The sequence below is a fragment of the Campylobacter sp. genome (genome assembly GCF_030528245.1).
Lineage (GTDB): Bacteria > Campylobacterota > Campylobacteria > Campylobacterales > Campylobacteraceae > Campylobacter_D.
Genome location: NZ_JAUMZG010000044.1, coordinates 1 through 8,705, shown reverse-complemented (window position 1 = coordinate 8,705; position 8,705 = coordinate 1). Strand labels below are relative to the sequence as shown.

Below are 8,705 nucleotides of genomic sequence, written 5' to 3'. Positions count from 1 at the left end.
GAAACCCTCGCGGGGGATTCTGTGCGGGGGGGGGGGGAATTCCTCGCGAGGCGGGGGAGTGGAGGGCGCGAGGTCTGGGGGAGTTTTGGGCTCGTGAAGTGAGGAAGCGGGGGAAATTTGTGGGGCCAAGAATTTTTGAAGCGACTTGCGCAAAAAGAGGGAGGTGAGGGCTGGGGAGGGAATTGTGCGGGGGGGACTGGCGGGGGGGGACGAGCTGGGGAAGGGTGCTGCGGCGGGAATTTGGGCGCGGAGGCTGGCTGGTGAGTGGAATTTTTGAGGCGAGGAATTTGACGCGGGGCGAAGTGGAGACGGCGCGGCGGGGGGGACTGGCGGGGGGAGAATTGGGCTAAATTGGGCGAGCTTGAAGTGCTTTTTAGCCTCGTTTTTGATGTAAAAATGAGAGAGCTTGCCGACCCTGTCGTAGAAAAGCTGGCAAAATTTCACAGAATCGCCCGATAGTCCTGCGGTGGAGGTGTCTTTCAGGCCTAAGCGCTCAAAAAGATGGCGGTAAAGCTTGAGCCCTAAGGAGGGGTAGGCCTTTTTGGCGCTCCAAATCGAGGTCCAAACCCACGCATCGTGCAAATTTTCATCATACTGGCTGAGTAAGGTGAAGCCCAAAATGCCGTCAAATTCGCGCGTGGTTTCGTTGTAGGCCGCAAGGACGTTATAGCGGGAATTTTTGCGGTCCAAATACTGAAAATCAAGCACCTCGCGTGAGAGGACGAAGATGTGATCTGCGCGCCATTCCTTAGCGATGTAATCCTGCAAAAGTCCCGCCTCATCGAGCCTGCAAAATCTAAGCGTGTGGCTCATCCTCGGCTGACCTTTCCAAAGGGGAAGGCGTTACAATCATAGCGCGCTAGAGTGAGGGGATTGAGGCGTAAATCCTGCGCGTCAAGGTCCTTTTTATACTCGTCCAAACTCACAAAGGCAAAATCCACGCCAAGTCCCTGCAAAATGGCCTTTGAGTGCCGCGTGAATTCCCCATAGGGGTAGCAAAACAAACGCAAGCGCAAATCCAAAAAGCTCTCTAAAATTTCAAAGCTTTTGCGCGTCTGGTGCGCCTCCTCGTGGGCGTCTAGATTGAGAAAATTGATGTGCGCGTGGGCGTGGGAGGCGATGAGCATTTTGTTTTCGTGCATCGTTTCAAGCTCATCGCGGCCAAGATAGTAGTTTTCATATATTTGTGCCTCAGTGAGGTCGCACTCGGCGATGAGGGCGGCTAAAATCTCGTCTTTGAATTCTTCTTTGATGTTGTAGTTTAACAAAAGTTTAAATTTCTTCACGCCCTCATCATCATCGAGCAGATCATAATAATCGGCGAACAAAAATTCCCGCTCAGACTCTAGCATGTCGGGCTTTATGAGCTTTTGCGCGAGGGCGAGGAGCTTCCCCCCCCCCCCCCCGTATTTACCCACGAGGTAGTGGATGGTATGCACGGCAAGGGGCCTTTGGCGCTCTAAAACCAAGGTCGGCATGAAGAAAATCCCCACCGCTTTACGCCTCAAAAGCTCAGGGAAAACCAGCTCAAAATGCTCCCTAAGCCCATCGTCAAAGGTGAGTAAAATTTTATTTTTCAGGCGGCGAATGAGACCTGGCTCATCCTTAAGCCCGCAAAATTCCTCAAAAGAAACGAGCCCGTAGTTTTTCTCAAAAAAGTCCAGTTGCTTTTTGAAATTCGCAAAAGAAAGGTAGCAAAAATGGGGCAGTCCCTCCACACCCTCTCGCACATAATGATACATGACAACCTTCACCCTAGCCCCCTAAGCCCTTGATGCGCAAAAAGCTCCGGCCCCTTCGCGCGCTGAGGGCTGCGAGACCTGCGTCCTCCTGTGCTGGGCTTGCGGGATGGTGCGAGGATTTTGAAACTGCTTGAAACTGTGGCGCCATCGCCAAGCATCGCGTCAAATCGCGCCCCAAGTCTCTCAAACCTTCTCACTCAGAGCCTTTCTGTCGATTTTGCCGTTGGCATTAAGCGCAAAGCCCTCCACGCGCACGAGGCTTGTGGGCAGCATGTAGCTGGGTAGTTTGTCCTTCAAAAAGGCTTTCAAATTCAGCTCCTCCTCGCTTTCATAAAAGGCAATGAGCTTTTCGTCCCTGAAGATGCAGGCGGTGTTTTTGATTTGCGGGTGGGAATTTAGCACGGCTTCGATTTCGCCAAGCTCGACGCGATGCCCCTTGAATTTGATCTGAAAATCCACCCGCCCATAGCACAAAAGCTCGCCGCGCTCGTTGTAAGCGACAATGTCGCCCGTTTTGTAAAGCGGGTCGTAAAAGGCCTGATGCAGGGGATTTTGCACGAAGGCCTGGCGGGTCTTTTGCGCGTCGTTGTAATAGCCCAAAGAAAGGCTCGTGCCGCGCACGAAAAGCTCGCCCTTCTTCCCCGCTTCACGGGGGCTGATGAAATTCCCATCCGCGTCAAAAACCAAAAGTTGCGTGTTCTTGCAGGCCCTGCCGATGGGGAGAATTTCCTCGTCCTTGAAGGCTCTATCGACCCGGTAAAAACAGCACACATCGGTGATCTCAGTCGGCCCGTAAAGGTTGGCAAAGAGGGCGTGGGGGAGGTGGGTGCGCCAGTAGTTGAGCTGCTTGTTGGGCATGATTTCACCGCAGAAAAGCACCTTTTGTAGCCTTTCAAGCTTGAATTTCGCCAGAGCCTCCGTGTTGGCAAAATAAATCAAAACCGAAGGCACCCAGAAGATAGTATTCACGCCCTCATTTTCTAGGTATTCTAGCACCTTGAGGGGGAAGGCAAAAAGCGCGTTGGGCACCAGATGCACCGAGCCGCCGACCTTCATCGTGGGGAAAATGTCCAAGATGGAGTTGTCAAAATAAAGCGGGGCTTGATTTGCCAGCACGCAATCGGGGCCAAATCCAAACTCCTCCGCCACCCAAAAGGCATAATCGATCACGCTTTTGTGCGTGATGCTCACGCCCTTAGGCACGCCCGTGCTGCCGCTTGTGAAAAAGACATAGAGCAAATTCGTATCGATGTGCGCTTCCTGCACCCTCGCTAGAGCCTCCGCGTCCCTTTCAAAGCCCTCAAAATCCTCCACAAAAAGCGTGGGCAAATCAAGCCTGAGGTCTAAATCCCGCGCTGTGATGAGGAGGCTGGGTTTTAGGACCTCGCAGATTTTTCGCACGCGCTCAAGGGGCATTTTTTCATCAAGCAGGGTGTAGAAATTCCCACTCCTTGCCACGCCAAAAAAGCTCACCAAAGTCGCGATGCTTTTAGGCAGGATGATGAGCACGGGCTGCTGGATGGGGCTGGGGCTGAGGCGCCTTAAAATTTCACTCGCCACCCCCTCACTGAGGCGCTTGAAAGCGGCATAACCCACCTCGCCCCCGCCCATTTCTTTGAAGAGCATTTTTTGCGGGAATTTCACCGCGCAAGCGTCCAAAAAGTCAAAAACATGCCGTATCATCGCTCCGCCTTTTTGTTTTTTTTTTTTTTTGTATGATAGGATAAATTTTAAAACGAGGGACAAAAAATGATCATTCACAAAAGCTACAAAATCAAATCCTGCGATGATGTGGAGCTTGGCCTCCCTCGATCTAGCGAGAAAAATCCCAAGCTAGAATTTAAGCTCTGCTGGGATGATAGCAGGCCTGTTGAGCTTTTGCTGGTGATCATTCAGGGCTTGGGCGATGACATTTTCAACCCCTACCTCAAGCTCGTGATGGAGAGCCTAGCCAAGAAGCATCGCGCCGCCATTTTGTCCCCAAACTACCACAATATCGGCAATCGCAACCAGTGCGGCGCAAAAATCGACCTTGATGCGTTTGATATGAATCTAATAGAGTTTTTTTGCAAGAGTAATAACATCTCTTTACCACCAGATTTTAGGACGAGTGAGTATCGTCGCAACGCTATTTTTATACTCCAGGACTTCATCAAAAAGCAAAAGCAAAGCGGCCTGTGTGATAGCGACTTTCAGCTAGCCGTAAGCGCGACCTTTTTCTCCGCTAGGGGGGAGTATCAAAATTTCGGCGTGATGCCCGCCCTTGACGTGCTCAATGCGCTTTTGTGGGTGCAGAAAAATCCTCCCTTCAAGGTCGAGGGGGGGGTTGAGTCGCACGAGGCAGAAATTCCTGCCGTGCCGCCGCGAGTCTCCTCGTCATCAGGCGCCGCTGCATCCTCATCCACCGCTTCCTGCGCCGTTTCCAAACCATCCCCGCAAAATCCCCGCATGTCAAATTCCCGCACGGCAAATCCTAGCGCCAAGTCCCTGCCCGTCATCGCTGCAGGAGAGAGCTATGGAGGGTATCTGGCCTCGATGTGCGCGAAAATCGCACCTTGGGCTGTGGATGGGGTCATCAACAACTCAGGCGGAGCGAAATTCATAGAGCGCATGATAGGCTTTGGCAAGGAAATCAACTATAAAATGTACCCCTGCACCCACCATAGCTTTGATCACATCCTGCTAAGCCTCTTTGACAAAACCTACTGGACGACCAACCCACACTCGCCCTATTTTTTCTCAAACGCACGCCGCAAAATCCGCTACATCCTAGAGCCCCGACACCTTGAAATCCAAGCCGCTTATCCTAAGCCTATTTATGTCGGCTACCACTCGGCAAAGGATTATGAGCTACCCCTAAAAGAGTGTGTGGAGCTTTATAAAATTTATCAAAAATTAGGCTTTGATGCGACTTTGCACGCTGTGCGTTATAAAAAGCAAATCGATGGCAAATTCATCAAAACCCTAGATCACGGGCTTGGCATACCCTTTAAGGCTCTCATCAACAAGCACCTCCCCGAGATCCTTGAAAAACTCCGCCGCCGCCATGCCTCCCCGCAAAATCCCCGCATGTCAAATTCAAGCCCCGCAGAAAATTCCCCCGCCCTCGCCGCGGCCCGAGTGTCCTCCCGCGTCTCTCAAGCCAGGCCCGCCGCGAAAAATTCCGCCGCAAATCCCCCCCTCCTCATCCCTCGCAGTCAAAACAAAAGCATCGCCTACCCCTGCGACGAGCTGCTTTACACCTTCAGCGAGAAAAATCACAAAATGCGGCTTGAAATTTCAAGGATTTAAATGCTAAAAAATCAAAGTTTTTTCACAGATTCCTTCCAAGATGTCGAGCTTAAAATTCCCCGCACTGCCCCGCTTGAATACCGCGTAAGCTATGATGATGGCAAAAAGCTTAAGGCCATCGTCTTTCTCATCGGGGGCCTTGGGGCGAATGCCAATATGAGCCTTTTTGATCTAGAGCGTGAGGTTGTGGCGCGTGAATTTCCCGTGCTTTGTGTGCAGGTGCTTTATCATTGTTTTTGTGCAAGGCCTAGCATCACGCAGGGTTATAATCCTGAGCTTAAAATGCAAGAAATTGATCGCGAAAGTCTGCAAAAAGTCGCCCAAATTTGTGGCGTGGAGGGTCAAGATGCGCAGGATCTTACCCCACAACTTGAAAGCATCGATGCGGCTTTGGAGGGCTTGAAGGCTAGGGGTGAGCTGGAGGAGGACTTTCGGGCGCTTTTTCATTGTGATGTCCATCCGCCAAGAGGAGAGTATCAAAACTACGCCCTTTTACCCGCACTTGATCACATCGCCGCGCTCAAGGACCTTATCAAGCGCCCCGAATTGCAAAACCTAGCTGTCGAGGGGGGGGGGGGGGGTAGCCTCTTTGCCTCGCATTTTTGGTGGCGGAAGTTATGGGGGATATGTGGCTATGCTTTGTGCGAAAATCGCTCCGCCTTTGGTGGACGGCGTTTTGGATAATTCTGGCGTGGTGTTGCCCTTTTTGCCGCACATTTTGGGCAGAGAAATGGGCACCACGGGGGAATTTGCCATCGCAGGAAAGCATTACGATCTGCTCTGCTATGTGAGGAAATTTTGGACCCGCGATGAGACTTCGCCCTATTATTTTTCTGAGGCAAATTATCGCATCCGCACTCTTTTAAACGCGGAGCATTTGAAAATTTTAGCCCTAAATTCCAAAAGGACGCTTTTCGTGCATTATCACAGCGTTTTTGATGAGGGCGCGCCCGCAGCACAAAAGATAGCCCTGAGTGAGAATTTAAGCGCGCTGGGACTGAGTAGCACCTTGCATTTGATAAAAAGCAAGGAGGACTTGGATGGCAGGACGATAAAAAGCCTAGAACACGGGCTTAGGATGAGCGATAAGGCCCTGATGCGTAGGGAGCTTGGGCAGATGCTGGAGAGGCTTGCGGGATGGGAGGGCTTTAATGGGGACTTTGAGCTTAGCTATCCTTGCGGGGATAGGACCTTCACTTTTTACGATAGGGGCGGGGAATTTGGGCTTGAGATTAGCAAAAATGATTTATAATTTTGCATTTTATTGAGTAAGGATTAGCGATGAGGGCATTTTTACACATCGGCACGACAAATACGGGCAATCAAGAAAAACAAGGCTTTTTAATGCAAAATGAAGCCCTGCTTTTGGAAAAGGGCTTTATCTATCCTAAGAGTTTGCGCGTGGCCAATCGACACTGGGCCTTGGTGGATATGGTTTTGGAGCTTGTGAAAAGGGAAAACTTAAGCGCCAATGTTTTAGAGGACTTGAGGGATGAGAGGCTTGTGAGGGCCTTAGAGAATTTTAAAGAAGAGGCTAGGACGCATCAAGATAAGACCTTCATTTTTTCCACAGAGGGCATAGTGTGGGACTTTCCAACGCGCCGCTACATTGAAATTTTAGAAAATATTATGCGAAATTTAGGCTTTGATGAGATAAAAATCATCATTTATTTTAGAAATACTCTCGATTATCTCAACTCGCATTGCTCGCAGGATTATAAAAACAACATGGGCTTTTACTCGGGTGATTTCGCACCGGGTGAGCATCCCAGGGCGCACATTTTTGACTACGCGCAGCTTGTGAGGGATCACGAGGCGGTTTGGGGGGAGGATAAGATCATCATCAGGCTTTTAAGGCAGGACTATGTGGGCGGGACGATGCTAAAGGACTTTACGCATCATTTAGGCCTAGAATGGGATGAGAATTTTTCACTCAGGCAGCACAAAAATGAAAGCTTTAATCTCCTCGGCATAGAGCTGCAATCCAGGCTCAACAAAAAGGACCTGGGCGGGAATTCAAACGCCCTACTTTACCTTTCAAAGAAGCATTTTGAGGGCGTGCGCGAGGACAGGCTGAAATTTAGAGTGCAAAAGGAGCTTGCAAGAGCTTATGTGGACTACTACGCGCCGTCCCTAGAGTGGGTGCGGGCGAAGTATTTTCCTCACAAAAAATATCTTTTTGAGCCTGTCGATTGGGACGCGTATCAGGAAAATCCGCACTTGGAGAGGGTTACGCAGGAGGATTGGGACAGGGTGGTCGATTTTTTCGCGGAGGTTTTGCAGTCCAAAAATGCCGTGATAGCATCGCTCAAAAAGCAAATCGGAGGCTGAAAATCACCGCCGATTCCCTCCCGCACCCGCCTCCAGCGTCCTACAGCCTCGCACTCTGCGCAGGATTAGCCGCGGCCTGAAAATTCCCATCCGTCAGAAATTCCAGCCCCAAAATTCCCCACAGAGTCAGCAAGGTCCCCAGCGGCCACCTCGCATAAATTCCTGCCCCATCGCTCTTTTTCATTTCCCCGCAGCCTCCGCCAACCCCATCGCCGCACCCAAAATCACCGCTCACAAATTCCCAGCCGTCCAAAACTCCCACCATTCGCACCAGATTCCCAGTAATCTGCGTCAATTCTCCCGCATGAGCCCCAGAGAGAGCCGCTCGAGGGGGCACAATGAGAGGAAAAAGGCGCGGCCGGATCTTGCGAGGACTTACGCGCTGAAAACGCCTTCGTGTGGCCTGCCGCTTAAGCCCCACCCTGGTCGCGGCTAGGCTCCAAATTCCATCTCAAAAAACCTAAAAGGCAAGCTCTAGCATTTTTTTGATATTGGCGAAATTTTCAAAATTCTCCGCATTGATGAATTCCGCGCTCAAGGACTTGCCATAATGCTTTTCAATCTCGGCCACCAAAGCCATAATATCAATGCTATCGATCACATCATCGCTGACCAAATTCTCCATGCTCTCATCGATATCCGGCCTTTCGATATTCATAAAAAATTGCTTGATTTGCTCCATTTTTTTCCTTTAAAATAGTGTTAAAATATCATTGTATCAAGCTTAAGTTGCCGTTTTGAAAATCAGCCTCCCAGCCTTACCTCTCACAGCCTCAGCGCCCGAAATTCCCCGCCCTTAGCGCCCTTCAAATCTCACTCCAAGCACCTCGTCATCCACTTGCACCCAGCATTCCCCCAGCATGGTTTGCAAATTCCGCCGCACCACCATCCCCCCCCAGCCGCGATAAATTCTAGCCTAGCGCTAGAATTTCTCCCCGGCGCCATGCCCGCAAATTTTCGCGCCCAAATCTTCCGCCCCTCGCACCCGCCCCCTCGCGCAGTGTCCCCCAACCCTCTTCTGCTAGAATTCCCCAGCGTCAAATCCGACGGCCGCTAAATTTTCGCCATCGCGCGACTGATTTCTCCCCGCCCAAACCCCTCCAGAAGTCTCAGCGTCCTTCGCGTAAGAATTCCCATCACCCAGAAAATTCCGCCCAGCCCCCCACCCGAGCCTCCTTGCGCCTTTCCTCACTCACGGCCCGAAATTCCACCCGCCGAGGGGTCCTGCGGCCCTCCAGCCGGCCGCGCCGCCGCACCCGCCTAGGGGTCTGCAACCTTGCCGGCCCAATTCCCCGCCATCCCACCGCCACACCAGAAAATTCCACGCGCCAGCCGTTTCCG

At 51.5% G+C, this 8,705-nt stretch carries 11 protein-coding genes and 1 pseudogene; 4 read left to right on the top strand and 8 right to left on the bottom strand.

Features of this window, described 5'->3' with window-relative positions:
* From Q4A73_RS06845 to Q4A73_RS06830, 4 genes and pseudogenes are all read right to left on the bottom strand, one after another.
* Positions 1-813 (bottom strand): annotated as a pseudogene (locus tag Q4A73_RS06845) (hypothetical protein); the annotation flags it as partial.
* Complete coding sequence (locus Q4A73_RS06840) at positions 810-1,754, bottom strand: polysaccharide deacetylase family protein (RefSeq protein ID WP_303206709.1); 945 nt, start codon at positions 1,752-1,754, stop codon at positions 810-812. The gene Q4A73_RS06840 and the pseudogene Q4A73_RS06845, both read right to left, overlap by 4 nt.
* A 1-nt stretch (position 1,755) precedes the next feature.
* Entirely contained in the window at positions 1,756-1,929 is a 174-nt protein-coding gene (locus Q4A73_RS06835) for a hypothetical protein (protein ID WP_303206708.1), read from the bottom strand.
* Positions 1,926-3,425 (bottom strand): amino acid adenylation domain-containing protein, encoded by a 1,500-nt coding sequence (locus Q4A73_RS06830; RefSeq protein WP_303206707.1) that lies wholly within the window; start codon positions 3,423-3,425, stop codon positions 1,926-1,928. The genes Q4A73_RS06835 and Q4A73_RS06830 overlap by 4 nt, the downstream gene beginning before the upstream one ends.
* Before the next feature lie 66 nt (positions 3,426-3,491).
* Here Q4A73_RS06830 and Q4A73_RS06825 point away from each other — a divergent pair, with 66 nt between their 5' ends.
* The 4 genes from Q4A73_RS06825 to Q4A73_RS06810 are packed head-to-tail and all read left to right on the top strand — an operon-like array spanning position 3,492 to position 7,364.
* Positions 3,492-5,033, top strand: coding sequence for a DUF2920 family protein (locus Q4A73_RS06825; RefSeq protein WP_303206706.1), 1,542 nt, complete (start codon positions 3,492-3,494; stop codon positions 5,031-5,033).
* On the top strand, positions 5,034-5,717 hold the full coding sequence (locus tag Q4A73_RS06820) for a DUF2920 family protein (protein ID WP_303206705.1): 684 nt from the start codon (positions 5,034-5,036) through the stop codon (positions 5,715-5,717). It abuts the gene before it with no gap.
* Positions 5,668-6,285 carry a DUF2920 family protein gene (locus tag Q4A73_RS06815; protein WP_303206710.1) on the top strand — a complete coding sequence of 206 codons (618 nt, stop codon included), beginning with the start codon at positions 5,668-5,670 and terminating at the stop codon, positions 6,283-6,285. The genes Q4A73_RS06820 and Q4A73_RS06815 overlap by 50 nt, the downstream gene beginning before the upstream one ends.
* A 29-nt stretch (positions 6,286-6,314) precedes the next feature.
* Positions 6,315-7,364 (top strand): acyl carrier protein, encoded by a 1,050-nt coding sequence (locus tag Q4A73_RS06810; protein ID WP_303206704.1) that lies wholly within the window; start codon positions 6,315-6,317, stop codon positions 7,362-7,364.
* Positions 7,365-7,404: 40 nt separating this feature from the next.
* Here the strand turns inward: Q4A73_RS06810 and Q4A73_RS06805 are convergent, their stop codons facing one another.
* The 4 genes from Q4A73_RS06805 to Q4A73_RS06790 all read right to left on the bottom strand — a co-directional run.
* Positions 7,405-7,635: a hypothetical protein gene (locus Q4A73_RS06805; protein WP_303206703.1), complete on the bottom strand. Its 231-nt coding sequence runs from the start codon at positions 7,633-7,635 to the stop codon at positions 7,405-7,407.
* A gap of 189 nt (positions 7,636-7,824) precedes the next feature.
* Positions 7,825-8,046 (bottom strand): phosphopantetheine-binding protein, encoded by a 222-nt coding sequence (locus Q4A73_RS06800; RefSeq protein ID WP_303206702.1) that lies wholly within the window; start codon positions 8,044-8,046, stop codon positions 7,825-7,827.
* 131 nt (positions 8,047-8,177) lie between these two features.
* Positions 8,178-8,375, bottom strand: a complete 198-nt coding sequence (locus tag Q4A73_RS06795) for a hypothetical protein (protein WP_303206701.1) — start codon at positions 8,373-8,375, stop codon at positions 8,178-8,180.
* A 125-nt stretch (positions 8,376-8,500) separates the two neighbouring features.
* A partial coding sequence (locus tag Q4A73_RS06790) for a hypothetical protein (protein WP_303206700.1) occupies positions 8,501-8,705 on the bottom strand: 205 nt, incomplete at its 5' end.

What these genes read in the sequence shown, in the direction of transcription:
- Q4A73_RS06830 (WP_303206707.1), bottom strand. Translation starts at nt 3,425, where the DNA reads ATGATACGGCATGTTTTTGACTTTTTGGACGCTTGCGCGGTGAAATTC.
- Q4A73_RS06825 (WP_303206706.1), top strand. Translation starts at nt 3,492, where the DNA reads ATGATCATTCACAAAAGCTACAAAATCAAATCCTGCGATGATGTGGAG.
- Q4A73_RS06820 (WP_303206705.1), top strand. Translation starts at nt 5,034, where the DNA reads ATGCTAAAAAATCAAAGTTTTTTCACAGATTCCTTCCAAGATGTCGAG.
- Q4A73_RS06815 (WP_303206710.1), top strand. Translation starts at nt 5,668, where the DNA reads ATGCTTTGTGCGAAAATCGCTCCGCCTTTGGTGGACGGCGTTTTGGAT.
- Q4A73_RS06810 (WP_303206704.1), top strand. Translation starts at nt 6,315, where the DNA reads ATGAGGGCATTTTTACACATCGGCACGACAAATACGGGCAATCAAGAA.
- Q4A73_RS06800 (WP_303206702.1), bottom strand. Translation starts at nt 8,046, where the DNA reads ATGGAGCAAATCAAGCAATTTTTTATGAATATCGAAAGGCCGGATATC.